26 protein-coding genes are annotated in these 26819 nt (G+C 44.1%); 21 read left to right on the top strand and 5 right to left on the bottom strand.

Annotated elements, in window-relative coordinates; genetic code table 11:
- Positions 1-536 precede the first annotated feature (536 nt).
- From atpB to M0N77_RS10765, 11 genes are all read left to right on the top strand, one after another.
- Positions 537-1403 carry a F0F1 ATP synthase subunit A gene (gene atpB / locus M0N77_RS10815; RefSeq protein WP_353105190.1) on the top strand — a complete coding sequence of 289 codons (867 nt, stop codon included), beginning with the start codon at positions 537-539 and terminating at the stop codon, positions 1401-1403.
- 33 nt (positions 1404-1436) lie between these two features.
- The gene (atpE, locus tag M0N77_RS10810; protein WP_010197960.1) at positions 1437-1685 is read left to right on the top strand and encodes a F0F1 ATP synthase subunit C; all 249 of its coding nucleotides are present in this window, start codon (positions 1437-1439) and stop codon (positions 1683-1685) included.
- 141 nt (positions 1686-1826) lie between these two features.
- Complete coding sequence (locus tag M0N77_RS10805; RefSeq protein WP_353105189.1) at positions 1827-2297, top strand: F0F1 ATP synthase subunit B; 471 nt, start codon at positions 1827-1829, stop codon at positions 2295-2297.
- Between the two features lie 13 nt (positions 2298-2310).
- Entirely contained in the window at positions 2311-2934 is a 624-nt protein-coding gene (locus M0N77_RS10800) for a F0F1 ATP synthase subunit delta (RefSeq protein WP_353105188.1), read from the top strand.
- Between the two features lie 95 nt (positions 2935-3029).
- Positions 3030-4574 (top strand): F0F1 ATP synthase subunit alpha, encoded by a 1545-nt coding sequence (gene atpA / locus M0N77_RS10795; protein WP_353105187.1) that lies wholly within the window; start codon positions 3030-3032, stop codon positions 4572-4574.
- 297 nt (positions 4575-4871) lie between these two features.
- Positions 4872-5753 (top strand): F0F1 ATP synthase subunit gamma, encoded by an 882-nt coding sequence (gene atpG, locus M0N77_RS10790; RefSeq protein ID WP_353105186.1) that lies wholly within the window; start codon positions 4872-4874, stop codon positions 5751-5753.
- 38 nt (positions 5754-5791) lie between these two features.
- Entirely contained in the window at positions 5792-7225 is a 1434-nt protein-coding gene (atpD, locus tag M0N77_RS10785; protein WP_353105185.1) for a F0F1 ATP synthase subunit beta, read from the top strand.
- 99 nt (positions 7226-7324) lie between these two features.
- Positions 7325-7741, top strand: coding sequence for a F0F1 ATP synthase subunit epsilon (locus M0N77_RS10780; RefSeq protein WP_353105184.1), 417 nt, complete (start codon positions 7325-7327; stop codon positions 7739-7741).
- A gap of 594 nt (positions 7742-8335) precedes the next feature.
- Positions 8336-9052 carry a response regulator gene (locus M0N77_RS10775; protein WP_353105183.1) on the top strand — a complete coding sequence of 239 codons (717 nt, stop codon included), beginning with the start codon at positions 8336-8338 and terminating at the stop codon, positions 9050-9052.
- A 231-nt stretch (positions 9053-9283) separates the two neighbouring features.
- Positions 9284-10969 carry an ATP-binding protein gene (locus tag M0N77_RS10770; RefSeq protein WP_353105182.1) on the top strand — a complete coding sequence of 562 codons (1686 nt, stop codon included), beginning with the start codon at positions 9284-9286 and terminating at the stop codon, positions 10967-10969.
- A 108-nt stretch (positions 10970-11077) separates the two neighbouring features.
- Positions 11078-11257, top strand: coding sequence for a hypothetical protein (locus M0N77_RS10765; protein ID WP_353105181.1), 180 nt, complete (start codon positions 11078-11080; stop codon positions 11255-11257).
- 13 nt (positions 11258-11270) lie between these two features.
- Here the strand turns inward: M0N77_RS10765 and M0N77_RS10760 are convergent, their stop codons facing one another.
- Positions 11271-12710, bottom strand: coding sequence for an ATP-binding protein (locus M0N77_RS10760; protein ID WP_353105180.1), 1440 nt, complete (start codon positions 12708-12710; stop codon positions 11271-11273).
- A 282-nt stretch (positions 12711-12992) separates the two neighbouring features.
- Here M0N77_RS10760 and rpsP point away from each other — a divergent pair, with 282 nt between their 5' ends.
- From rpsP to rplS, 4 genes are all read left to right on the top strand, one after another.
- Positions 12993-13262, top strand: coding sequence for a 30S ribosomal protein S16 (gene rpsP / locus M0N77_RS10755; protein ID WP_353105179.1), 270 nt, complete (start codon positions 12993-12995; stop codon positions 13260-13262).
- Between the two features lie 194 nt (positions 13263-13456).
- Positions 13457-13987 carry a ribosome maturation factor RimM gene (gene rimM, locus M0N77_RS10750; RefSeq protein ID WP_353105178.1) on the top strand — a complete coding sequence of 177 codons (531 nt, stop codon included), beginning with the start codon at positions 13457-13459 and terminating at the stop codon, positions 13985-13987.
- A 111-nt stretch (positions 13988-14098) separates the two neighbouring features.
- Positions 14099-14857, top strand: coding sequence for a tRNA (guanosine(37)-N1)-methyltransferase TrmD (gene trmD, locus M0N77_RS10745; protein ID WP_353105177.1), 759 nt, complete (start codon positions 14099-14101; stop codon positions 14855-14857).
- 220 nt (positions 14858-15077) lie between these two features.
- Positions 15078-15500 (top strand): 50S ribosomal protein L19, encoded by a 423-nt coding sequence (gene rplS, locus M0N77_RS10740; RefSeq protein WP_353105176.1) that lies wholly within the window; start codon positions 15078-15080, stop codon positions 15498-15500.
- A gap of 176 nt (positions 15501-15676) precedes the next feature.
- Here the strand turns inward: rplS and M0N77_RS10735 are convergent, their stop codons facing one another.
- Positions 15677-16300, bottom strand: coding sequence for a DUF4442 domain-containing protein (locus M0N77_RS10735; protein ID WP_353105175.1), 624 nt, complete (start codon positions 16298-16300; stop codon positions 15677-15679).
- Positions 16301-16666: 366 nt separating this feature from the next.
- On the opposite strand from M0N77_RS10735, the gene M0N77_RS10730 reads away from it, so the two are divergent.
- Positions 16667-18193 (top strand): DUF3360 family protein, encoded by a 1527-nt coding sequence (locus tag M0N77_RS10730; protein WP_353105174.1) that lies wholly within the window; start codon positions 16667-16669, stop codon positions 18191-18193.
- A 106-nt stretch (positions 18194-18299) separates the two neighbouring features.
- Here the strand turns inward: M0N77_RS10730 and M0N77_RS10725 are convergent, their stop codons facing one another.
- Complete coding sequence (locus M0N77_RS10725; protein ID WP_353105173.1) at positions 18300-18917, bottom strand: thiol:disulfide interchange protein DsbA/DsbL; 618 nt, start codon at positions 18915-18917, stop codon at positions 18300-18302.
- 400 nt (positions 18918-19317) lie between these two features.
- On the opposite strand from M0N77_RS10725, the gene ubiG reads away from it, so the two are divergent.
- The 4 genes from ubiG to M0N77_RS10705 all read left to right on the top strand — a co-directional run bounded on the left by ubiG (position 19318) and on the right by M0N77_RS10705 (position 22249).
- Positions 19318-20139 (top strand): bifunctional 2-polyprenyl-6-hydroxyphenol methylase/3-demethylubiquinol 3-O-methyltransferase UbiG, encoded by an 822-nt coding sequence (ubiG, locus tag M0N77_RS10720; protein ID WP_353105172.1) that lies wholly within the window; start codon positions 19318-19320, stop codon positions 20137-20139.
- 49 nt (positions 20140-20188) lie between these two features.
- On the top strand, positions 20189-20899 hold the full coding sequence (locus tag M0N77_RS10715; protein ID WP_353105171.1) for an HAD-IA family hydrolase: 711 nt from the start codon (positions 20189-20191) through the stop codon (positions 20897-20899).
- Positions 20900-20961: 62 nt separating this feature from the next.
- Entirely contained in the window at positions 20962-21774 is an 813-nt protein-coding gene (locus tag M0N77_RS10710; protein WP_353105170.1) for a YciK family oxidoreductase, read from the top strand.
- A 208-nt stretch (positions 21775-21982) separates the two neighbouring features.
- Positions 21983-22249, top strand: coding sequence for a DksA/TraR family C4-type zinc finger protein (locus tag M0N77_RS10705; RefSeq protein WP_353105169.1), 267 nt, complete (start codon positions 21983-21985; stop codon positions 22247-22249).
- 79 nt (positions 22250-22328) lie between these two features.
- On the opposite strand, the gene M0N77_RS10700 is transcribed toward M0N77_RS10705, so the two are convergent.
- Together M0N77_RS10700 and ompR are read right to left on the bottom strand one after the other, a co-directional pair.
- The gene (locus M0N77_RS10700) at positions 22329-23063 is read right to left on the bottom strand and encodes an exopolysaccharide biosynthesis protein (protein WP_353105168.1); all 735 of its coding nucleotides are present in this window, start codon (positions 23061-23063) and stop codon (positions 22329-22331) included.
- 23 nt (positions 23064-23086) lie between these two features.
- On the bottom strand, positions 23087-23842 hold the full coding sequence (ompR, locus tag M0N77_RS10695) for a two-component system response regulator OmpR (RefSeq protein ID WP_353105167.1): 756 nt from the start codon (positions 23840-23842) through the stop codon (positions 23087-23089).
- 358 nt (positions 23843-24200) lie between these two features.
- Here ompR and M0N77_RS10690 point away from each other — a divergent pair, with 358 nt between their 5' ends.
- A complete protein-coding gene (locus M0N77_RS10690) occupies positions 24201-26729 on the top strand; it encodes a Tex family protein (RefSeq protein WP_353105166.1) in 2529 nt (842 codons plus the stop codon).
- Positions 26730-26819: the final 90 nt, after the last annotated feature.

The following is a 26819-nucleotide window of genomic DNA, read 5'->3' as shown; positions in this document are numbered from 1 at the left end:
CGAGCGCTTTACGCCTAATTTGGATGAAAGGCAACCAATTATAATAATATCTTACAAATTAATTATCGACTTAAAGCCATACTGGCGTGGATGTCAACTCCTACCTTAGTTATACAGTCGATAAAAAACGAATAATTGACTTTACACGAATACAACGTTGCATTAATATACACAGCTAATTGTTTTGCTCAAGCGTAATCGCTGAGCAAAAGTCTTGCCAAAGGGATAGGCGGACCAACATATAACGGCTCATAGGTAGCAAGGTTATATGTGTATAAAAAGGGCTAGTAGTCATTACTTTTAGGCCCTTTTTTCATAGCTAAAATTTATGCAATGCTAATAAAAACAAGCATTTGCATGACAGATACAAGTTAGATTGGGATGGCTGTTGTTGAGGATAGGAGCGCTAAATAAGCGTTTATTGCGTCGCTACGATGTTACTGAAGATAGCGGCGACAATATCCTAATAAACCTCAGTAGACGACAACCATGTTTTGGTAGCTGAGTAAATCGTTGATTAATGAGAAGCTGACACTATGGCAGGCGAACAAACAACAACAGAATATATCTCTCACCACTTAACGAACTGGACGTACGGCTATTTGCCGGGCGAAGGTTGGAAAGTTGCCTACACCGCTGAAGAAGCGAGTGCTATGGGCTTTAATGCTATCCACCTTGACTCTATGCTCTGGTCGATAGGTTTAGGCATTGTGTTCTGTGCTATCTTTTGGATGGTTGCCAAAAAGGTAACCTCAGGAGTGCCAAGCAAGACTCAGGCTGCTGTCGAGATGATCGTTGAGTTCGTTGATAACAACGTCCGCGATTCTTACAGTGGCACCTCAAAGCTGATTGCACCGCTAGCATTAACCATCTTTGTCTGGATATTCCTGATGAACTTGATGGATTTATTGCCGGTTGACTTTATTCCAGCGCTTGCTGGACAAATCGGTGCCTTGATGGGTCATGATCCGCATCATGTCTTCTTCAAAATCGTGCCAACGACCGATCCTAATATCACTCTTGGCATGTCGTTCTCAGTCTTTATTTTGATTATCTTTTATAGTATCAAAGAAAAAGGCATAGGCGGTTTTGTTGGAGAGCTTACGCTACATCCGTTTAGTGCTAGCAACCCTATCGTACAAATTATCTTAATTCCAGTTAACTTTATTTTAGAGTTCGTGACTTTAATAGCCAAGCCCATCTCTTTAGGTTTGCGACTATTTGGTAACATGTATGCTGGTGAATTGATTTTCATACTGATTGCCCTGATGCCATTTTGGATTCAATGGGCGTTATCTGTACCGTGGGCAATTTTCCACATCTTAATTATTACCCTTCAAGCGTTCGTATTTATGATGTTGACGATAGTTTACATGTCACTAGCATCATCAACTGAACATTAATTAGACATTCAATAGGCATAAGAGGATACATCAATGGATCCAGTATTAGGTGGTTACACAGTTATCGCAGTAGCGCTACTAATCGGTTTAGGCGCACTTGGCACAGGTATCGGCTTTGCAATCTTAGGTGGCAAATTCTTGGAAGGCGTAGCCCGTCAGCCAGAGCTTGGCTCACAATTGCAAACTCGTATGTTCATCGTAGCAGGTCTACTTGATGCTATCCCGATGATCGGTGTTGGTATCGCTATGCTATTGTTGTTCGCAAACCCTCTAGCAGGTTAATCAGAAAGCTCAGTTGTAAATGTTTAACCGTCATAATTTGTTTATCTTGGTGTTTTGAAGGTACAAGCAATAAGTTATGCAGAGTTTGACGGTTGGACAGGATCAATGAAACTGATTTTTCATTAACAAAGAGGTGATCACGTGAACATCAATTTTACCATCGTCGGTCAAGCCATTGCTTTTGCAATATTTGTGGTTTTTTGCATGAAGTTCGTGTGGCCACCACTTATCGGCGCTATCAATGATCGTCAGCGTAAAATCGCTGAGGGCTTGAATGCCGCCGAAAAAGCAAAAGCTGACTTGGCAACGGCAGAGCAGGACGTCCAGCAAGAGCTTGATCTTGCTAAGACTAAAGCCGCTGCCTTGATTGAACAAGCGAATAAGAGCGCCAACCAACTGGTTGAAGATGCTAAATCACAAGCCCAAATAGAAGGTGAGCGTATCCGTCAGCAAGCCCAAGCGGCCATTGATCAAGAGATCAATCAAGCTCGCGAGTCATTGCGTGCTCAAGTCGCTGAACTTTCTGTCCTTGGTGCTGAAAAGATTTTGCAAGATAGAGTCGATATGCAAAAGCATGCTAGCATGTTAGACCAACTGGCGGCAAAGCTGTAACTGTGAGGATATAATGGCTGACCTATCAACCTTAGCACGACCCTACGCTAGAGCCGCGTTTGACTATGCCAATGAAAACGGGGCTGTAAACGAGTGGGAAAATTTCTTGTTTATCGCTAGTCAAATTGTCAATGACAAAGCGTTTCTTAACTGGCTAGAGAACCCAGCGGTTACCGCTGAGCATAAGTCAGCTGCTTTGGTTGATCTTTATGACTCGCAAGTAGCTAGTGATGATGATTCTGCTTTTAAGCAATTATTAGCGAACCATAACGGCGCTCATAATGACGGCACTATCAGCTATCCGGCAGTGTCACCAGCGCTCAACAACTTTGTAAAGCAGTTGGCAGAGCAAGAGCGTCTTGCTTTGCTTCCTGAAGTTTATGAGCATTATCGTCGTCACAAAGCCGTTAGCCTAAAGCAGCTTGATGCTTATGTGACTACCGCTTATCCATTGACCGACGCCCAACGCGAGATGTTTCAAACGCGTCTGGCAGCTTCGCTTAATGCTAGTGTAGTCATTCACGAAACGGTTGACCCGAGTCTATTAGCAGGCGCTACGATCAAAGTCGGTGACAAAATTATCGATGATTCGATGCGCGGCAAGTTACAACAGTTAAAAACACAGCTAACGGCCTAATGCCAGTCATAAGCGCAGCGCTGATTATAGCCTGCGTGATAGTAAGAGCATTTAAGCACGCGAGCGAGTTATCATAAATTAAAGGAAACAAGGCAATGCAACAACTGAATCCAGCGGAAATCAGTAATCTGATTAAGCAGCGTATTCAAGACCTTGATGCAGGCGCAACTGCAAAGAATGAAGGCACTATCGTCAAAGTATCTGACGGTATTGTGCAAATTCATGGTCTTGAAGATGCCATGTACGGCGAAATGATTGAGTTTGAAGGCGAAATCTACGGTATGGCGCTTAACTTAGAGCGTGATTCTGTTGGCGCAGTCGTACTTGGTGATTATCTACAATTACAAGAAGGCCAAAAGGCTTATTGTACGGGTCGTATTCTTGAAGTACCGGTAGGTCCTGAGCTATTAGGCCGCGTTGTTGATGCTTTAGGAAACCCTATCGATGGCAAAGGTCCTATCAATGCCAAAATGACCGATAAAGTCGAAAAAATCGCTCCAGGCGTTATCGACCGTCAATCGGTAGATCAGCCCGTGATGACTGGCTATAAAGCCGTTGATACCATGATTCCAATCGGTCGTGGTCAGCGTGAGCTTATCATTGGTGACCGTCAGACTGGTAAAACGGCGATGGCTATCGATGCTATTATTGCGCAGAAAACCTCTGGCATTAAGTGTGTCTATGTCGCTATCGGTCAAAAACGCTCAACGATTGCTAACGTCGTGCGTAAGCTTGAGCAGACTGGCGCTTTAGAATACACCACTGTTGTCGTTGCTTCCGCTTCAGAGCCTGCAGCATTACAGTACATCGCACCGTACTCAGGTTGTACCATGGGCGAGTACTTCCGTGACCGCGGCGAAGATGCACTGATTGTCTTTGATGACTTATCAAAACAAGCGGTTGCTTATCGCCAAATCTCACTACTACTACGTCGTCCGCCAGGCCGTGAAGCTTATCCAGGGGATGTCTTCTATCTACATTCACGTCTACTTGAGCGTGCTTCACGCGTCAACGCCGACTATGTCGAGAACTTCACTAATGGCGAAGTAAAAGGTAAAACCGGCTCATTAACTGCGCTACCTATTATTGAAACCCAAGCCGGTGACGTCTCAGCCTTCGTACCGACTAACGTGATCTCGATCACCGATGGTCAGATCTTCTTAGAGTCTAGTTTATTTGCCTCAGGTATCCGTCCGGCTGTTAACGCTGGTATCTCGGTATCACGTGTGGGCGGCGCCGCGCAGACTAAGATCATCAAAAAGCTCTCTGGTGGTATTCGTACCGCACTAGCTCAGTATCGTGAACTAGCAGCATTTGCTCAGTTTGCTTCAGATCTTGATGACGCGACTCGCGAGCAGCTAGATCACGGTGAGCGCGTCACTGAGCTTATGAAACAAAAGCAATATCAGCCGATGTCAATCTCTGAGCAAGCGGCAGTTATCTACGCTTCTAACGAAGGGTTCTTAGCAGACGTGCCAGTAGAGAAGATCGGTGCTTTTGAAGAAGCTTACTTGCGTTATATGCATGACGAGCAAAGCGACTTGATGAAAGAGATCGACGATACTGCAAATTATAATGATGATATTGCTGCTCGTTTGAAGTCTTCACTTGAGACTTTCAAACAAAACCACAGTTACTAAGTGAATAAAAGCTGAGTTAACGATAATTGAGTTAACACATACCAAGTTAGTAATTACTAAGTTAATGGGTTAAGCTGAGCAGGTTAGCGCTCCTTTGTGAGCTTACATAGTGGCGCGTTGTCTGGTGAAATTTCTGTTAAGTTTTTTGCTAAGACAATAGCGCCATTATGCTAATCAACCTCGGTCTAAGATCGCGTAATGCTACAATATCAAAGATATTAGCTAACATTTTATGTTAAATAGTAACCAACTGTCGCATACGCCAATGCTTTTTAACCCTCTTATATTGGAATCATTATGGCAAGCTTAAAAGAGATACGTGCCAAAGTCACCAGTATTAAAAGTACCCAGAAGATTACTCGTGCTATGCAAATGGTCGCTGCGAGTAAGATGCGCCGTGCCCAAGAGCGCATGGAAGTGGGTCGCCCGTACGCCGATAGTATGCGCCGGGTTATCTCGCATTTGGTACATGCCTCATCAGATTATAAACACCCTTATATGGTAGCGCGTCCGGTCGAGAGAGTGGGCTATATTGTTATCACCTCCGATCGTGGCCTTGCGGGTGGTTTGAACATTAACTTGTTTAAAGCGCTATCAAAAAACATTCAAAGCTATGAAGAGCAATCAGTAGCGGCCGAATTTGCCGTTATCGGCTCTAAAGGCGTCAGCTTTTTCAAAACCTTTGGTGGTAAAGTTACCGCAGCGGTTACTGACTATGGCGACAAGCCGACCTTTGAGCAGATTAACTCACCAGTACAAGCGATGCTTGATGACTATAGCAATGGGCAGATAGATCGTATCTATGTGGTCTATAACCAGTTCGTCAACGCTATGACGCAAAAGCCAACGGTCAATCAGCTGGTACCTTTACCAGAGGGTTCGTTCAGTAGCGATGCAAGTGGCATGCAAACTGAGCTTAGCTGGGATTATATCTACGAGCCTGATGTCAAAACTTTGATTGACGAATTATTGGGACGCTATATTGAATCGATCGTTTATCAAGCGGTCATGGAAAATATTGCTTCTGAACAGTCTTCACGTATGGTTGCTATGAAAGCAGCAACTGATAATGCTGGTGACCTAATTAACGATTTACAGTTGGTTTATAACAAGCTGCGTCAAGCGGCGATTACCCGAGAGATCTCGGAAATCGTTGGCGGTGCTGCTGCTGTTTCATAATTGACTACAACCATATATAGAAGTTCAAGGAGAACGCAATGAGTAGCGGTCGTATTGTACAGATTATTGGCGCGGTTCTTGACGTCGAGTTCAACCGTAACGAAGTTCCTCAGATTTATGATGCTTTGCAAGTTGATGGTACTGAAACTACCCTAGAAGTTCAGCAACAGCTAGGTGATGGTATCGTGCGTACTATCGCTATGGGCTCAACTGAAGGTCTTAAGCGTAACTTGCCAGTGACTAACACTGGTGGTCCAATTGTTGTACCCGTAGGTATGGGTACGCTTGGTCGTATTATGGATGTTCTTGGTCGTCCTATCGATGAAGAAGGTCCTGTAGAAGCAGATACCAAATGGTCTATCCACCGTGAAGCACCAAGCTATGCTGAGCAATCAAACAGCACTGAGCTACTAGAGACAGGTATTAAAGTTATCGATTTACTTTGCCCGTTTGCTAAAGGGGGTAAAGTAGGTCTGTTCGGTGGTGCCGGTGTTGGTAAAACCGTCAACATGATGGAGCTGATTAACAACATCGCTCTAAAACATGAAGGCTTATCAGTATTTGCTGGTGTCGGTGAGCGTACTCGTGAAGGTAACGACTTCTATCATGAGATGCAAGAAGCGGGCGTTGTCAATACCGAAGACTTTAGCAAATCTAAAGTAGCGATGGTATATGGCCAGATGAATGAGCCACCAGGTAACCGTCTACGTGTTGCACTGTCTGGTTTGACTATGGCTGAGTACTTCCGTGATACCAAAGATCCTGCTACTGGCAAAGGTCGTGACGTACTATTATTCGTCGATAATATCTATCGTTATACGCTAGCGGGTACCGAAGTATCAGCACTACTTGGCCGTATGCCATCAGCGGTTGGTTATCAGCCAACACTAGCTGAAGAGATGGGTATGCTACAAGAGCGTATTACCTCAACGCAGTCAGGTTCTATTACTTCAGTACAAGCCGTCTATGTACCAGCGGATGACTTGACGGATCCATCACCTGCGACTACCTTTGCTCACTTAGACGCCACCGTAGTACTTAGCCGTGATATCGCTTCACAAGGTATCTATCCTGCGGTAGATCCGCTAGATTCAACCTCGCGTCAGCTCGATCCACAAGTGATTGGCGAAGAGCATTACAACGTGGCTCGCGGCGTGCAAGAAGTCTTGCAGCGCTATAAAGAGCTAAAAGACATCATCGCCATTTTGGGTATGGATGAGCTATCAGAAGAAGATAAACTAGTGGTTTATCGCGCCCGTAAGATTCAGCGCTTCTTATCTCAGCCTTTCCACGTAGCTGAAGTCTTCACCGGTGCGCCTGGTAAATACGTTCCATTACGCGATACCATTGCTAGCTTTAAGGCGATTATCGCTGGTGAGTATGATGATCTTCCAGAGCAAGCCTTCTATATGGCTGGTGGCATCGATGAAGTAGTCGCTAAAGCAGAAAAGATGAAGTCTGCTGCTGCCTAAGCTAATTGATAGACAATCATTGCAGCAATAAATACCTTTTTGTAGTTGCAATGATTGCTCAAATATTAACTAGCTCATTTATATAAGAAGGAATGAATTATGGCAACTTTACAATGCCGCGTCGTAAGTGCTCGTGAAGAGTTATATTCAGGTGAGATAAGCATGCTTATCGCTACTGGTAGTGAAGGCGAAATCGGTGTGTTGCCAGGCCATACGCCGTTGATTACCTTATTAAAGCCCGGCTCAATGCGGGTACAAACGCCAGATGGTGCTGAGGAAGTTATTTACGTTTCTGGTGGTGTGTTAGAAGTACAGCCAAAAATGGTTACCGTCCTAGCGGATACCGCAATGCGCGCGCATAATCTTGATGAAAGTAAGATTGTCGAAGCTCGTCGTCAAGCGGAACAGATGCTAGTCAACCAGACTGATACGCTACAGACTAACGCTGCGTTAGCCTCTTTAGCCGAATCAGTGGCTCAGCTACAAACGATTCGTAAGTACAAAAACCGCTCTTAAATAGGTTTATTTTAGCCCGCTTATTTTAATAGTTATCAGCTAATCATTTACTTTTCAAAAAACAGTCCACCGGGGCTGTTTTTTTTGTGTTGATTTTGCTGATTTATGCTCTTTTGCCGTTATATTGAAATAAAGAGGCAAATGATTCAATAATTTATCAAACAATAGAACTAGCGGGTTATTTAAGCTAAAACAGACTAGCAGTAAGCACAAGTTTTGGTTATATTATTAAGCTAATAACTTTACGCTCATAATATTGAGCTAAGGTAACAATCTATCTGTATTATCGATAAATGTTCTAAAGTGATTAGTTGTGATGCTTCAAAAAGATAAAATATGCTTTTTATTGGACGTAAACTAATATTTTATGCAGGGTTGTTTATAGGTTTTGTTAATAACAATAAGCTATAGTAGGGTAAGATATAGCTTTAGTAGTATACTAGCTTGCGTAGATTGAACCGTTCAAATAAACAAAAATATACGGACATATGAACTATAGATAATCTGTTTTTTGTCTAGGCTACTTTTTCTTGATAATGGTTTTTTCGCTTCACCTTTACCGTTTTTAATTTAGATGTATTAGAGGATATAACGATGACAACAACTGATGACGACAACACCCCTCGAATTTTAATCGTTGAGGACGATGAGCGTCTAGCTATGTTGACCCAAGACTACTTGGTTAAAAATGGCTTAGAAGTAGCAATTGAAACGGATGGCAACCGCGCTATTCGTCGTATTGTCAATGAGCAACCGGATCTAGTGGTATTGGATGTGATGCTACCAGGTAGCGATGGCTTAACGGTTTGCCGTGAAGTCCGTCCCCATTACCAAAACCCAATCCTTATGCTGACGGCGCGCACCGAAGATATGGATCAGGTACTAGGCCTAGAGATGGGTGCGGATGATTATGTCGCTAAGCCTGCTCAGCCTCGCGTACTATTGGCCCGTATTCGCGCTTTACTGCGCCGCTCAGAAAACGCGCCATCAGAAGATGTACCGCAGCGTCTAGAGTTCGGTGAGCTAGTTATCGATAACGGCGGACGTTCAGTCAATCTAGGTGATGAGCTAGTAGACTTTACTAGTGCTGAATATGACCTGCTATGGTTGTTAGCTTCGAACGCAGGCCGTATCTTGTCTCGTGAAGATATCTTTGAGCGTCTACGCGGTATCGAATACGACGGTCAAGATCGCTCTATTGACGTGCGTATCTCACGCATTCGTCCAAAGATTGGTGACGATCCAGAAAACCCAAAACGTATCAAGACGGTGCGTAGCAAAGGCTATCTATTTGTCAAAGAAGGCAACTAAGCTTTTTTAGTAATAAATTTTATTCATTTTCATATTAAAACCAGCACTGTGCTGGTTTTTTTATGATTAAGTTTTACTTTTTGCGCTTACAAATGAAGTTAGGGATTTTAATCACGCTTTAATTAAGGCATTTTAATGCATCTATCTCTAACATCTTTGCTGGTGTTACTATAGAATAGCAACAGCAATTTTTACTCAAAATCATCATTCAATGGTTTGGTCACGGCAACTATGTCACTAGTCTTCTCTCTAAAACACAGTATCTTCGTTCGAATCTATGCCGGACTATTGTTAGTCTGTTTATGTGTAGCGTTATTTGCGCAGTTATTGATGGATACTATCAATCAAGAACGCATGCAGTCTTACCGCGAAAATATGGCAACCGGCGCTTTTTATTTAGTTAGTGAAGGCCTAGCTCATCAAGAGACTGAAACTCAGCGCGAGTATTGGCTATCAGATGCCAGCAGCCTATTTGGCTCGACTTTTCGTATAGTACCGATAGAGAAGATTGATTTTAGTGCCAGTGAGCTACGCCGGTTTGAAAAAGGTCAAACAGTAGTACGCTATATGACTCAGCCGACTTACGCTGATGTTTACCACCGCTTACCCGATAGCAGTAAGGTATTGACCGTTAGAATATCGCAGGTTAGTGAGCAACAAGTGCGAGCTATGGCGGTATTTTTATTAGATGATTTGTCTTACTACATCACTTTGCCTGAAAAGCGAGCGCGTTTGGCGGAGCTTGAAGAAAAATTCTCTTATCCGCTATCACTAAGTGCAATAGATACTCTCAATTTGGATGATGATCAATTGGCGCGCCTGCGCCGTGATGAAGTGGTTATTTTGCTAGAAGATAGTAATAATAGCCAAGGCAACTCGTCGATTAAGATTGTGATCCCCTCTGAGATAAACGATATGGCGATTTTGATGGGACCAGTGCCTTTATTTAATTGGTTTCCGCTCAATCTTATTATCAGTATGGTACTGATTAGTATGTTCTTAATCAGTCTAGGAGTCTATGCCCTTATTTTCCCGCTTGAGCGCAAATTACAGCTAATTCAGGTCGGGGTCAATGAGGTCAGTGATGGTAATCTGGATATTCAAGTGCAGGTCATTGGCCAAGACGAGATAGCTCGGCTTTCAGCGACGTTTAACGCTATGACCTCGCATATCAAACGCTTGATTGAATCACAGCGCGAGCTGACCCGAGCGGTATCGCATGAGCTGCGAACCCCAGTTGCTCGTATCCGTTTTGCCGTCGATATGCTGGCAGATACTGAGGATGAAGATTCAAGGTTTATGCAGCGAGATTATATCGATGAAGATATCGAGGCGCTCAACGGCTTGATCGATGAGATTTTGACCTACGCCAAGTTAGAAGAAGGCTCTCCTAAGCTTGATTTAGAATCCGTTAATCTCAAAGAATTAATTGAGCAAATCGTCCGCGAAACCAATGCTTTAGGTAAAGATATCAAGGTTGTGGGTAATCCGCCTAATAGCAAGGTGACAGCTGTCGCCGATCGTCGCTACTTACACCGCGTTATTCAAAACCTGGCAGGTAATGCGCTACGTTATGCCGAGGGTACTATTGTTATTAGCGCTTGGGTCAAAAAGGGCAATGCCTTTGTCAGTGTCGAAGATGATGGCCAAGGTATTCCGGAGGCAGATCGCGAAAAAGTATTTATTCCCTTTGCGCGCTTAGATGACAGTCGTACTCGCGCTTCGGGCGGTTATGGTTTGGGACTCTCTATCGTCTCGCGGATTGCTTTTTGGTTCAATGGTAGTATGAGCGTTGATGAAAGCCCGGAGCTTGGCGGCGCTCGTTTTATTATGACTTGGCCTATCAAACCGCTTACGCAAACGATAGCCGCTGACCAGATTACGCAAGAAAAAAGCGAGCGTAGCTTTGAGGAGTAAGGCTACTAAGCTAAAATAGTTTAATAAATAGATAGCTTAATCAATAGACAGGCTTGCTTGCTGCATAAGCTCAATTAGAGTGTTTGACAAAACAAAGGAGAATAGAACATGCCTTATGTGTTTGGCGGACTGATTTTAGTCAATGCTGCGGTGCTGATTAGCTATTTGTTTTTTCAGCAACCTAGTAGCACTGAGAGTCTAAAACAAGCGCAAGTTGAGCTGGTAAACCCTATCGCTTTTACTAATAATTCGAAGTATCTGCCACCGCTCATTGGTGACAAAGAATAAAGAATGCTAGCTTTTAACTAGCATGGTCAGTATTACTACTATTATTAGCTGGCGTCTCTTCTGTTACTTTGGAGATCAGCGGTATCTTGATACAAACCTGTAAGCCGCCTTCAGGATGGTTTATAGCTTCCACGCTACCGTGGTGCAATCTAGCAATACGGTTGACGATAGCCAAACCTAGACCACTGCCTTGAGTGGTACGCGCTGTCTCACCGCGCTCAAAGGGCTGCATAATACGTTCTAGCTGATCCTCAGCGACACCCTCTCCGCAGTCGCGCACACAAATGATTAACTGCTCCTGTGCTTCTTCAGTGAGGCTGTGCTCACTAATGACACCCGCTTCGTCTGTGGTAGCCATCTGCTGAAGAGTCGGTACCACTTTTGCTGATAGATAAATAGGCGTCTTGCCATAGCGATTAGCATTGTTGACTAAGTTAATAATCATGCGTTTAATAGACAGCGGTCTGATAGGGACAGGTTTGTCTAATTGCGACTCATAAATAATCTTCATTGGCGCAAATTGCACCATAATCTCATTAAATATAGTATCTAAATGAGTCAAGCGCACCGGCTCATCAGAGCCATCTTTCATAAAAGAGATAAACTGCTCCAAAATGGCATCCATATCTTCTACATCATAAATCAGTCCTTCACGAAAAAAATCATCCGGTAGCATCTCAGCGGTGAGGCGCATACGTGTTAGCGGCGTACGCAAATCATGGGAGATGCCCGCGAGCATGATAGTCCGCTCTTTTTGCGCTTGATTGAGGGTAGTAAACAATCGGTTAAAAGCTAGATTGGCTTGGCGAATCTCAGTCGGTCCTGAGTGCGTTGGTAGAGTAGTGGCATGACCGAGCCGAATATAATTAGTAGCGGCGCGCTGCAAGTGACGTAGCGGACGGTTGAGTTGCCGCGCTAATAAAATAATAGTGAGTAGCGTCAAAATAGGAATGCCTAATAAAAAAAACAATAATAACGTCGGACTATATTCTGAATAATAGACCACAGGCTCTCGTATCCAAAAGCTAGTATCCGTGCTGTCTTGCACCCATAGCTGTGGCGTCGGCTTGAATTTAAAGTAGACCTCAACAGGGCGACCCAACTGCGCTCCAATCTCTCGCTGTAAGACGTTGGTAAATAAACCTACGAACGCTTTGTCTTCAACTTGTGGAAAGTCGCTAGGGTTTTCGACTACCGCAACGTGCGAGTGCTCATATATCCAAGTGCGAAATTCAGGAGTATTTTGCCAATCCTTTTTGACACTACTTATCAGTTGTAGCTCAGTGGTCAAATAACGAGCATGTGTTTTTAGCTCTGGTAAATAAAGACTACGCCAAAAAAATAAAATCGACAAACCTACACTAATAATCACAATAAAAGTGACCATAAAAGTGGTTAGCCAGCTATTAGACCAGCTACTAGAGCGACGCAGGGGAGTATTCGGAGTGCTCATAAGCAGAGGTTATTCCTAAAGACATGGTTCAATGTAGTTCGATAAAGAAGCTATATAGATGCTGCTAACCGCAAATAATACTAATGTAGTTAAGCATGAGTATAGTGCAATAGCAAAAAATGCGCCATGGGGTCAAGCAAATACTAGGCTGCTAACCGCTAAAATCATAGGGTTTAAGTCATTGTTATAACACGAGTAAATAAACACAGTTTATGTTTTAAAAGAAAAGAGTCTATGATATAATTGTGCCCTTTTTGGTATACCTGCAAAGAGAGAAATCAGATGGTTGTTATTCGTTTAGCACGGGGCGGTGCCAAAAAACGCCCATTTTATCAAGTTGTAGTTGCTGATCAACGCCGCGCGCGTGATGGTCGTTACATTGAAAATATCGGCTTTTTTAACCCGCTAGCTAAAGAGTCAGAAGAAGCGGTTCGCTTAAATATGGAAGCCTATCAAGCGTGGATCGAAAAAGGTGCACAACCTTCAGATCGCGTAGCTTCATTAGCAAAGACTTATAGCAAGTCTATCGCTAACACAGAAGCGACTGCTTAAGTTTTTGACTTTAGCACGATAAAAAAGTAACTAGCGTAGCTGGCATGACCAGTGTGCGCAATTAACGGTTTACCGTACTAGAAGATTGTTACTCCGTTAATGATCTGGATTTACTGCTAGTCATAACCATATTATTGTCCTAGTGCTACGTTCTAGTATTACCAGGTACTGCATTCATCAAATTTAGGTTCGTTATGTCATCAGCATCTACTAATAACCTTATGAAAATAGGTCAGCTCAAAAAGCCTTACGGCATTAAAGGTTGGCTTTGGGTCTTTAGCGATACTGACGATCGGACAGCTATCTTCGCTATGCAGCCATGGTATATGAAGACGGCTATGGGCATGAAGCCTTTGACTGTCAAAGCTTGGCGCGAGCAAGGCACAGGCATTGTCGCTCAGTTTGAGCAAATTCCTGACCGTAATGTCGCTGAAACCATGAATGGGGTAACCCTTTGGGTGGAGCAAGACGTTTTGCCTGAGACTGGCGAAGATGAGTACTATTGGTCGGATCTGATCGGGGTACAAGTCTTCAATGAGCAAGATGAGTATTTAGGCGACATCGCTGAGATGTTCGAAACTGGTGCCCACGATATTATGCGGGTAGCGGCAACCTCGGATAGTTTGGATGGTGAAGAGCGCCTTATACCTTGGCATAAGCAAACAGTGATTGAGGTGGATATGTCCGCCAAAAAAATCATTGCGGCTTGGCCGAGCGATTATTGAGACGCTGATTGCTAGTCGTTAGTGATTAACGACTAATCGCATTTGGTTTATCATTATCGTTTTGTTCAGCAGCTAGGTTACTGTGAGTATGCGTTATCGTGAGTAGAGTCGATGTATTTTGCCGTAATTAGTATTTTCCCTGAGATGTTTGCCTCGATCCGTGATTTTGGTATCACCGGACGGGCGGTGACTCAGCAGCAAGTTACGATTGAATGTATCAACCCTCGCGACTATACCACGGATAATTATCGCCGTATTGATGAGCGTCCTTTCGGGGGTGGTCCTGGTATGGTGATGATGGCTGAGCCATTAGCGCAAGCTATTGATGATGCTAAAGAGCGAGCCAGTCAGCACGGTTGCCGTATCGATAAACAGCACTGTCCGGTGATTTACATGTCGCCACAAGGACAGACGCTAAGTGAAAATAGCGTGCTTGAAATGAGTGATTACGATGGCATGATTTTATTATGCGGTCGTTATGAAGGCATTGATGAGCGCTTATTAGCACAGTATGTCGATAAGGAAGTGTCGCTTGGGGACTACGTGTTAACCGGCGGCGAGCTACCAGCGATGGTGCTGATGGATAGTGTGATACGTCGTTTGCCAGACATCATGGGCGATGATAAATCAGCTGAGCAAGACTCATTTGTTGATGGCTTGCTTGATTGTCCGCACTACACTAAGCCGCGTGACTTTGCCGGTATGAGTGTCCCTGAGGTGTTACTCTCGGGTCATCATGCCAATATCGCTAAGTGGCGTTTTAATCAGCAAGTGCTGCGTACTCAGGCTAGACGTCCCGATTTATGGCAAGCTTTTACCCCAAGCGCTGAGCAAGCAAAATGGCTAAAAGAGCTGTCAAAGCAAGACTAAAATAAGTCGGCAAAGCAGTAATGAGCGAACTAGTATAGCTAAATCGTTACTAATAGAATTTTGAGCAATAATAAATAGGCTGTAGCTTAATGGCCTTTTAAACCCCCTTTACCTTGTCTCTATCTATTCCACTATTGCAGAGTAGATCAGATACAATTAATTATTACAAACAGGTGATATGCGCATAGCCTCTATTATCTAATGTGAGGAGATAACTCTCATGAGCAACAAACATCCATTAGTTCAAAGCGTTGAAAATTCTCAACTGATCGAGCGCCCAAGCTTTAGCCCCGGCGACACCGTTGTCGTACAAGTCAAAGTTCGTGAAGGCGAGCGTGAGCGTCTACAGGCCTTTGAAGGCGTAGTCATCGCTAAGCGTAACCGTGGTCTAAACTCTGCCTTTACCGTGCGTAAAATCTCAAGCGGTGTTGGTGTTGAGCGTGCTTTCCAATTGCATTCTCCTATCATTGACAGCATTGAAGTCAAACGCCGCGGCGCTGTTCGTCGTGCCAAACTTTACTACTTACGTGAGCGTTCTGGTAAATCAGCACGTATCCGCGAGAAGCTTGGTGCACGTCCCGTTGCTCAAAAGAAAACTAGCGCTAATGTTCCTGATGCTGTCGAAACAGCGCCTGGTATTTAATGTAAATACTAGTATTAGCTCTCAGTTTTGAGACAAGTTACAAGCCCTTATTCATAGGTTTATTATATAAATAAGTAGGCGTACCAAAAAAGACAAAACCCCAATCTATGCCTAAGCTGGATTGGGGTTTTTGTTTGTGCCTATAAATGTAATGTCAGCAGGCTTATCTTATAAGTTTAACTAGTTATCTCATTGCTATTTGTGTCAGTGCTATTTGTCTCGAAGCTATTTATTTGGGAGCTAGGCTTTTCAGGTAAATCTAAACGACTCGCTTGGTTTTTAGATTTACTGTGTTTACGCAAACGGATGTAGACCGTCTTAGTCACTATAGCGATGACTTTATGGTTTTTGTCAACGATTTCAGTCCGATACTCTCGAAACACTGGCTCGCCGCTCTCAGCTAGTTTACGAATAGTAGTCGCCTCTGTGCTAGAGACTTTGATACGAGCAGTGACCTCACTAGTGCCAGGTGCTACAAATTCGATATGCGAGCTTTTGTCCCATACCACGTAATTACTGCCTAATTGCTGCATCAATAACATCATATAAAACGGATCAATCATCGAGTACAAGCTACCGCCAAACTGCGTACCAACAATATTTTTATTAAAAGGGGTGAGTCCCATGCTGACCACGCATAGACCTTGATCGGTGTCTAGGTGTTCAAGCTTGATACCAGCGCCAAGGTAGGGGGCGTAAGTGTTGATACGCAGTTTTAGCAGATGCGGCGTCAGTATTGGCATCAAGTATTGCTTAGCTTTACGGTTTAATATCTCTAAATTTTTTGGAAATAGACTCATTGGTTATCCTTCAATACCTAGTTTTTTATAATAATATCAGTTGTCTGTAGGTTATTTATCGTCTGCGTGCAAACCGCTTAGCATAGACAAAAATAAGCCTTATCGCTAGCTCAAAAACGTAAATAATGTACAAGTGTATACCTAGATTCAGTTTTTTTGTATTTTATAACCCGACTTAGTCCTTAAGAAAAATTAACTAATTGTGCGACAACACTCGCATTCTCATTTTTGATGACCTACAATAACGGCCAATTTGTCTGAAGCCAGTCAAATTTTAGCTATTCATTAATGAGTTAGTGGCCCCAATCCCTTAGTTAGCCTTTAACTCATCAATGGATCAAATCTCAGTCAACATAAGGAGATGTGATGAGTAATTCTCAAATCCCCGCATCGACAACTGCAGCGAAAAATTCCGATCCCTCGCTACATGATAGCGAACTCAACGGCAGTTATAGTGAGCTGCACAAACCTTACTCCAGCTTTAAGAGTCGTGACGCTTACCTTAAGCATGAATTACAAATCATGCAGCCTAGGCGCTGGCGGCCAAACTTGCCCTTTCGAGATTATCGTTTTGAGTTTGAAGATACTATTCCCGCCATGGCCGCCACTATCGGTAAAGTAGTGATGGTCGGCGCCATTGCGGCGACCTTTGCTGGTCCTTTAGGCTTAGGCGAAGCTTTTGTCTTAGAAAACGTGCGTTATGAGCTACTTATTGTGGCCTTATTTGTCATTCTGTTTTCAGGGTTTTTATTACCTACTGCCAACCTTGCTGGTACGCACGGCCCGCTTATCCCGCTTATTCCTATTGTGGTGGCAGCGGGTGGCCACCCTATGGCTTTTGGCTTATTGATTGGTGCTTTTGGCTTATTATTAGCGATTAGTAAAGGCGGCAGTTTACTTGCAAACTTGACTAGTAAGGGGGTCTGCGGCGGTCTGCTGCTGTACTTGGGCTTTATTGGCACCACCTCGCAAGTCAAGAATCTTTTTGCTTGGTCAGAATCTATCGGTATGACGCATATCGCCTTTACGGTGATTTTATGCACGATATTGCTTTATGCTTTACTTGAGCATTGGCAAAAGCGCTGGCTTGCCGTACCGCTGAGCTGTTTTTTGGGCGGTGGTATCGCTTTTGCTATGGGCGCGCCATTTGAGTTTCAAACCGCACCCGGCCTGCCAAATATGAGCCCTATGTATTGGTGGGGCGAAAATACAGGCTGGATGTTAGGCTTACCGACGATTGAGAGTTTCATTGTAGTATTGCCTTTTGCTATCTTAGCGGTGGCGATGTGGTCACCTGACTTTTTGGGTCATCAAGTGTTTCAAAAGATCAGCTATCCTAAGCGTACTGAGCGCGTACTGATGGACATCGATGATACTATGGTTAGTGCCTCGTTTCGTCAGGTAGCCGGCTCATTACTGGGCGGCACTAACTTTGCTTCTTCGTGGGGGACTTATATCGTACCGGCCGCCATTGCTAAGCGTCCTATTCCGGCAGGAGCGGTGCTAACGGCGCTGTTTTGCCTAGTAGCAGGGGTTTGGGGCTATCCAATGGATTTGGCTATTTGGGAGCCGGTCATGTGTGTGGCGCTGATTGTAGGGGTATTTATTCCACTACTTGAGGCGGGTATGGAGATGACGCGAGAAGGTAAAACCACCCAATCTGCGGCAATTGTAGTGTTTGCCTCAGCACTGGTAAACCCAGCTTTTGGTTGGTCACTGACTTTAGTACTTGATAATCTAGGTCTGATTGGCTCAAAAGAGCGCAGTGCTAGCTTGACTAAGATGAGCCGCTGGATCATTCCCGTAGTCACCTTTATCGTTTTGACCGGAGTGATGGCAATCGTTGGTATGTTGCCAGGAATTCCAGCATTACTACCAGGATTTCGTCATTAAGTTGAGTTAAAAACCTTCAAATATCATAAAGCCAGCTCGTAGCTGGCTTTATTTTTGACTAAAATTAGTTTTTGTTAGCAACAATCAAATAATTATTTTTAGCTAATTATTTTTCAGCGCGTACTTTATCTACTAAGAAGTCTACTACTTTAGGCACTTTGGCATCTTCACCAGTCACCACGTATTTACCTTGTACCACTACCGCTGGCACGCCTGATAGCTGATAGCGTTTAGCGCCCGCTTGCGAGCGTCCGATCTTGGTGCCGACAGCGAATGAGTTATACAGGCTGTTAAATTTCTTTTGATCGACGCCTTTAGACGCGTACCATTTGCTCAAGGATGCTTGATCAAAAAGCTTTTTACCATCTTTATGGATAGCATCGAATAAAGCATCGTGAGTCTTGTTCTCATAACCCAAAAGCTGAGCGGCATAAAAACCGCGAGCGCTAGCTTCCCAAACTGGATTTAGAGCGGCTGGAGTCTTAAAAAAAGCCACGTCTTTGTCTTTGGTTTTGGCCCATTTTTCCATATAAGGATTTAAAGTATAGCAATGCGGACAACCGTACCAAAAGAACTCACGAACGATAATAGCATCACCGCTTATTTTTTCTGGATTATCAAGAACTTTATAGTCTTTACCAGCGACATAATCAGCCGCTTGTACGCTCATATTGGTCAAGCCAATAGCGCAGGCTAAACCAGTCAATGCGAGGGCACGTTTCATATTTTTTCCTATGATTGTTAAGGCTTGAGGGTATTAAAAATCACCTATTAAAAAGTGCTAAGAAAAGATTAAATAGAGTTGGGCTATAATAACGTAAAATGACAACTATTGTGAACCGTATTCTTAGGATCTGCTAGACATTCACATTCGGTGACGATGTGTTTACGGCAATAATGCAGTTGTCATGCTAACATTAACGCGACTTTCCAACACTATTAATGCTAGCTGTTTTAATGCTGGTAACTATAAATGTCTACACCGAAGCTATCTATACTGATACTTATATCGATAGACATTGTTAAAATCCGTTTGCTAAAGGCTTATCGATTATTAAGTTAAATAACCTAATAATCAAAATAATCCAACTATAATGACAATAATGATATTTAAGGAAACCTTTATGAGCTCAACGCTATCTAATCAAAAGCACAATGCTGCTAATGCTGCTATCAAGGCAGAGACTGGCACTATAACCAATGTTGACCCTAGTGAAGTGGATAAATTCAATAAACTTGCCGGCGAGTGGTGGGACAAAACCGGAGCTTTTGCTACTTTGCATGAGATTAACCCTTTGCGTTTAAACTGGATCACCGAAAATGTTGAGCGCGGTTATCAAAGCGCAGATACTAGTAAGACAGCCGCTGATGGTCTACAAAACAAAAAAATCGTTGATGTGGGCTGCGGCGGCGGTATTTTATCTGAGTCAATGGCGCGGCGCGGCGCCGATGTGACTGGGATCGATTTGGGCACAGAAAACCTAAAAGCGGCAACCCTGCACGCGCAGCAAAGCGGTCTTGAGGACACGCTACGCTATCAGCATATCGCTGTTGAAGAGTTTGCCGCGCAGCATGCAGGTCAGTTCGATGTCGTCACCTGTATGGAGATGTTGGAGCACGTGCCAGATCCAAGCGCTATCGTACAGGCGTGTTATGATCTGTTAGCGCCAGGCGGGGTCTGTGTGTTATCCACTATTAATCGCAATCCCAAATCCTATCTATTTGCTATCGTTGGCGCTGAATATGTGCTGCGGTTATTGGATCGCGGCACTCATGACTATGCCAAATTTATTACGCCAAGCGAGCTGGATAAAATGGCTATCAACTCAGGTTTTAGTCGCCAAGATATTATTGGTCTGCATTATAATCCAATCACCAAACGCTATTGGCTGGCACAAAATGTTGATGTTAATTATATGATGGCGGTGCACAAGCCTAGCGCTTAATGTTATATCAGTAACTCTATTAACCTTTTTATCAATTCAGGCAGCTACTATGACTAATTTTGTAAAAGCAGTGCTGTTCGATCTCGATGGTACTTTGATCGATACCGCTGCTGATTTTGTACGCATTATAGCCAAGATGAGTGCTGAGAATAACTGGCAGGCACCACCTGAAGCGGCTATTCGTCAGCAAGTCTCTGCTGGTGCTTCATCGATGGTCAAGCTGATGCTAGAGCAAAATGGTCAAACACAAGTCACCGAAGAGGCGCTGCTAGAGTATCGGCAACAGTTTTTGGATGAGTATGAAGCCGATATCTGTGTCGATAGCTGCGTCTTTGACGAGCTTGAAGAGCTATTGAGTACGCTTGAGCAAAGAGGTACTCCTTGGGGTATTGTGACTAATAAACCGCGCTACTTAGCCGAATTATTACTCAGTAAAATGCAGTTGGATGAGCGCTGTTCGGTACTAGTCTGCCCAGAAGATGTGGCGCGTACCAAGCCTGATCCTGAGCCTATGTACTTAGCACTAGAAAAACTTGGGATAGCGCGTGGTGGCTCTGCTTGTGTGCTATATGTGGGTGATCATATCCGTGATATCGAGGCGGGTAACGCTGCTGGTATGCCGACAATTTTAGCCGCTTATGGCTATATACCGCTAGAGGATCAGCAAAACCTCAAAAAGTGGGACGCCACTCATATTGTGGAGACTCCAATGCAGCTTAAACAACTGTTATTATCCTCTGGCAAGTTTGATTATCTATAAGTGAAAGCTTTGTTTTTATAAATAGTATAAATTTTAATAAACCGATAGCAGTGAGCCATACCATGAGTAATTCTACAAGCAGTCCTGTAAACCAAAATAATAATTCCTCCTTAAGCCACGAGCAAATCCGTAATTTTGTTGCAGCAGATAACTGCTTAGCGGGCAAAGTTATCTTAGTGACTGGCGCTGGTGCTGGCATCGGCCGCGTAGCTGCCTTAACCTATGCTCGCTTTGGCGCAACCGTTTTATTGCTAGGCAGAACATTAAGTAAGCTTGAAGCGGTCTATGATGAGATTGAGACTATGGGCGCACAGCAGCCGGCTATCTTGCCTATGGATCTAGAAAAAGCCAGTTATGATGAGATGCAAAAGCTTGAGCGCCTGATCGATAGCGAATTTGGACAATTAGATGGTATTCTTAATAATGCCGCTATTTTGGGTAATTTAACGCCGCTTGAGATGTATGATGTTGATACCTTTGCCAAAGTAATGCACATCAATTGTACCGCTACCTTTATGCTCACCCAAGCCCTGCTACCGCTATTAAAAGATGCCAAAAACGGCTCTATTGTCTTTACCTCGAGCAGTGTCGGCACGCATCCACGCGCTTTTTGGGGGGCTTATGCGCTATCTAAGCAAGCGATAGAAGGCATGAGTGATATCTTCACCCAAGAAACTAAGAACACTACTAATTTGCGCTTTAATTGTATCAATCCGGGCGGCACTCGTACCAATATGCGCGCTCATGCTTTTCCTGGAGAGAGCCCTATGAGTCTAAAAACACCAGAAGATATCATGGGCGGTTATATCGCTTTGATGAGTGATGAAAGTATCGGCGTACGTGGACAAGTTGTCGCACTACAGCCTAAAGATTAATAAATAACAGTGCAAAACAGTAGTCATCTTTTATAGTCTTAATTGAGACTTTTATTAGCATAAAGCACAGCTCATTAATTGTCGGCTTGTACCCATATCATACTATTGAAAACAATGCATTAAGCCCCATCTAGTTGTAATTAAAGACTTTTATGCGGTTTATTAAATAAATAAACGAGCAGAGATAACCCATAAAAAGGATAAAATTATGGCAGGTGGATGGTCAAGAGATGGAGCAGAACATGAGCAAATGGATGCTACTGTTAACGATGCGCTAGATCGAGTCAGACAAGCGTTACCTAAAGGGGAGAGCGCAGAGTACTGTGATGAATGCGGTGAGCCGATACCTGAGGCGCGAAGGAAAGCGGTACCTGGCGTACAACATTGTATAGGCTGTCAAAACGAGCTTGAAAAAGTGACCAAAGCAGCGGAGTTATTTAATCGCCGCGGTAGTAAAGACAGTCAATTGCGCTAACCGCTTGATAGTAATAATAAAAAACCAACCTTAGCCGGTTGGTTTTTTATTATAAAGGTACTTGTTATAAAAGCACTTATTATAGAAGTACTTGGGTAACTAAAAAATAAATAGTCGCTAGATTTAGCAATAGACCCGCTAAAAACACATAGCCATCTTCTGTGATTAAAGCGATAGCAAATAAAATGACAGAAGCGGCCGGAATCATAACGGCAAAAGGCACTAGCTCTAGCGGGATCATAGCAAGAGCGGCAAAAACACAAAGGGCTGCTGCGACTTTTTTGGCTTTATTAGAAGACAGCGACTCAATTCTTGGCTTAACTACTTTATCTATCCACTGGGTAGCCTTTGAGACGATATTTACCCCTTTATGCAGCTTGTCCTTGTCAAAAGAGACGTTATTGACAAATTGCGGTAGCCAAGGCCGCTCTTTGCCAAAAAGCATCTGGATGCTAATTAAAATAATAAGCACACCGCAGACTGTCGGCACACCAGGAATACCGCCAGTTGGCATAATGGCAATGAGCGCCGGAGCAAATATTAGAGGTCCAAAGCCCTTAGAGCGTAGCTCATCCATAACCTCGCCAATACTTATCTTGCCAGCGTCGTTATCGGGATCTAATTGCTCAAGGACAGCAGTCAGGCTGTTATCTGCCGAATCATTATTTGAGGAACAACGCTCTGAGGAAGAATGCTCTGCCTTTGAATCATTTTTCGCAGGATGAGCGTGCCGATGCCCATCCTCCTTATTACAAGACTGATCGTGTTTTACCTCGACTTTGGATTTGTGAAAAGAAGAGTTATTGTCTGTCACAATGGCTCCTAAACGCTTATCCTTTATTCGTCTTCAGCGTTAGCATCCGCCTCATCTGGCACAAATACATAACCCACGCCCCAAACGGTTTGGATATAACGCGCTTGTGAAGGGTTGTCTTCGATTAAGCGGCGCAAGCGCGAGACTTGTACATCAATAGAGCGCTCCATCGCCCCCCACTCACGACCACGCGCTAGGTTCATCAGCTTATCACGAGTCAAAGGCTCTCGAGGATGCTGTACTAAGGCCTTTAGGACGGAGAACTCACCGGTGGTCAAAGTCACTACATTACCATCGCGTTTGAGCGTACGTGTCGATAAATCAAGCGTCCAAGGGCCAAATTCGACCACTTCTAACTGATGACTTGGCGCGCCGGGTAGCTCACGATTTTGTCGACGTAGTACCGCTTTGATACGGGCGAGTAGCTCTTTTGGGTTAAAGGGTTTTGGTAGATAATCATCAGCACCAGCATCTAAACCCGCGATACGATCAGCATCGCCGCCTTTTGCCGTTAGCATAATAATAGGAATATCAGCATTATCAGCACGCAAGCGCTTACAGATGCTAATGCCATCCTCACCTGGCAACATCAAGTCCAATACTACCAAGGAGAAAAGTTCGCGCTGCATGAGCTTATCCATCTGACTGCCATCATGAGCGGTACGCACCACAAAACCGTCATCTTCTAGAAAGCGCTGGAGTAGCGAGCGCAGGCGCGCGTCATCATCAACGACTAAGATGCGCTGAGTCATAGTATCAGGGCCTTTATTGTCACTCATATAGATATCCTTTAATGAACGTTATTATTATAAAAATCGAATTAAGCAGGGGTAGTAGTAATGCTTTAACCACAGCTGCCTATATTTTTAGTATTAACGCAGGCTGAAGTTAGGAGTAGTGACTTCAGTGTATAAGATTGTGCTACTAATTGCATCACTTGTTCACTCAAATGCTGTATGCGTTTGTTTAACAGTAGTCGCCAAACTGCTATTTGTTCATTTTTTAGACATTTTGGCCAATAAAAACCTCATTTTATCGATAAAAAACAGCGATAAGCAGCAAAATTATAAAAAGGATTATAATTCAGTCAGCTTTTGCTATAATGCCAATCAACATTTCTTAATGATTGATACGTATATGAGTAGCACTGATAGCTTAACGTCATCGCCAGTCGCAACCAATGCACACGGACTAGATGCAACCACACACGCGAATATTCACGACAAGCTTGCTCGCGCGCTTGGCATTAAGACAGCTCAAGTCAATGCGTTTGTCAAACTTTATGATGAAGGAGCAACCGTTCCTTTTATAGCGCGTTATCGCAAAGAAAAAACCCAAAACCTCGACGATACGCAGCTGCGAGCCTTGGAGAAGTCGCTAAATTATGAGCGCGATATGGCAAGTCGTCGCCTCAAAATCACTGAGTTACTACGCGCGCAAGATAATCTCACCGATGAGCTGCAAACTCGCATTGATAATGCAAGCTCCAAGCTTGAATTGGAGGATATCTATTTGCCTTATCGTCCGCGTCGCCGTTCACCAGCTGCTAAGGCTCGCGCTGCTGGTTTGGATAAAGCGGCACAAGCGCTGTTAACGCAAGAGCTAACGCCAACTGAAGCGCTAGCGGACTATCAAGCGCCTACTAGCATCACTGATGATAGCGGCAATGAGATCGAGGTTGATTTTAGCGACTTTGATAAGCAGCTAGCAGGTGTGCAGGCCATCATCGTTGATGAGTGGACGCAGGCTCTTGATCTACTCGATAATTTGCGTAACGGCTTTGCCAAAACCGCTAGTATAGTATCGGCGGTCGCAAGCGACGATAAGCGTGAAGTCGGTGAAAAATTCAAAGATTATTTTGAGCATAGTGAAGCACTAGCGCGTCTGCCTAATCATCGCCTATTAGCGATGTTACGTGGTCGCCAAGAAAACGTCTTAGGTCTCAAGATAGAAGGCGAAGATGCGCCTTTTGTTGAAAAGATTATTAGTCATTTTAATGTTGATAGCACCGCGCCTAGCGAGCGCCGTGAGTTCCTAATCGAGGCCGCCAATAGCTTGTGGAAAGACAAATGGCGTCCACATATCGAGCATCGTCTATTGACGGAGAAGCGCTTAACCGCAGAAGCAGATGCTATCGATGTGTTTGCCAATAACTTACAGCATTTATTAATGTCAGCGCCAGCAGGACGTAAAGTCATACTAGGAGTAGATCCTGGTATTCGCCACGGGGTAAAGATGGCTATCATCGATGCTCAAGGCCATGTAATGCTTGATAATGATGGCAAAGCAGTCGTTGCTACCGTGTATCCGTTTGCTCCTGATAATAAGATGGCTGAGGCAAAAGCCGTTATCGATGAATTATTAAGTACTTATAAGGTCGATTTGGTCGCTATCGGTAATGGCACCGCAAGCCGTGAAACTGACGCGATGATAAAAGAGATTTTGGCCACTAATGATACTCTAAAAGCCAAAGCGGTCATTGTCAATGAGTCAGGCGCGTCCGTTTATTCTGCTAGTGAGCTGGCAAGCGATGAATTGGCTGATTTGGATGTTTCAGTACGCGGCGCGGTCTCCATCGCTCGCCGGCTACAAGATCCGTTATCTGAGCTGGTTAAAGTAGATCCAAAAGCGATTGGGGTCGGTCAATATCAGCATGATGTCAACCAAAACCAACTGGCAGATAGCCTCGATAAAGTCACGCAAGATAGCGTGAATGCAGTTGGGGTCGATGTCAATACCGCAAGCCCTGCGATACTGGCGCACATTGCTGGTCTTAATCGTAATGTCGCGCAGCAGATTGTCACCTACCGCAAAGAGCACGGCGCTTTTGCTAGTCGTGAAGCGCTAAAAGAGGTACCGCGTTTAGGGGTGAAAACCTTTGAGCAAGCAGCAGGATTTTTGCGCGTGCATGGCGGCGATAATCCACTTGATGCCACGGGCGTGCATCCAGAGAGTTATGAGTTAGTCAATAGCTTGCTTGCGCATACTAATAAAGAGCTGAGCGAGATCATCGGTAATGATGGGCTGCTAAATAGCATCGACACTAGTGCTATCGCCGCTAATGATGATAATATCAGCGTCAAAGCAATATTAGAAGAGCTTGCCAAGCCGGCTCGTGATCCGCGTCCAGAGTTCAAAACCGCAAACTTTCGTGATGATGTAAACAGTATCAAAGATCTAAGCGAAGGAATGGTTTTAGAGGGCGTAGTGACCAATGTCACCGCTTTTGGTTGTTTCGTTGATGTCGGCGTTCATCAAGATGGGCTAGTACACATCTCGCAAATGGCCAATGACTTTGTCGCTGATCCTATGAACCGTGTCAAGCCAGGTGATATCATCAGCGTACGGGTAATCTCTATTGACGAGCCGCGTGGACGTATTGGTTTTAGCATGAAGCCTGAAACCTCAAAGCCTGAGGGCCGAGTACAGTCCGCAGCAGCGGCAAAAGAGAAAGCGACGACTAGCACTGATAAGCCAAAATTTACAAGCGATAAGCGTCAAGCTAATGAAGATAAGCGCTCAGCGCCACGTAGTAAACGTAGCGACAAAGACCGTAAGACGAGTAATCCGCAAAATCGTAGCGCAAAACCAAAAGCTGAAGCGCCTAGCAAAATTGGCACCTTAGGAGCGCTATTGCAAGAAGCGGGTATCACTAAAAAAAAGTAATAAAGAAAAAGTAAGACATAAGTAATTAATTAGTACTCATGTTATTAATACAAAAAAAGGCAGCCAATCGGCTGCCTTTTTATGCGAGGG

The sequence above is a fragment of the Psychrobacter sp. AH5 genome (genome assembly GCF_040371085.1).
GTDB lineage: Bacteria > Pseudomonadota > Gammaproteobacteria > Pseudomonadales > Moraxellaceae > Psychrobacter.
The sequence above is the reverse complement of the archived record's forward strand: the minus strand, read 5'-3'. Positions and strand labels throughout refer to the sequence as shown.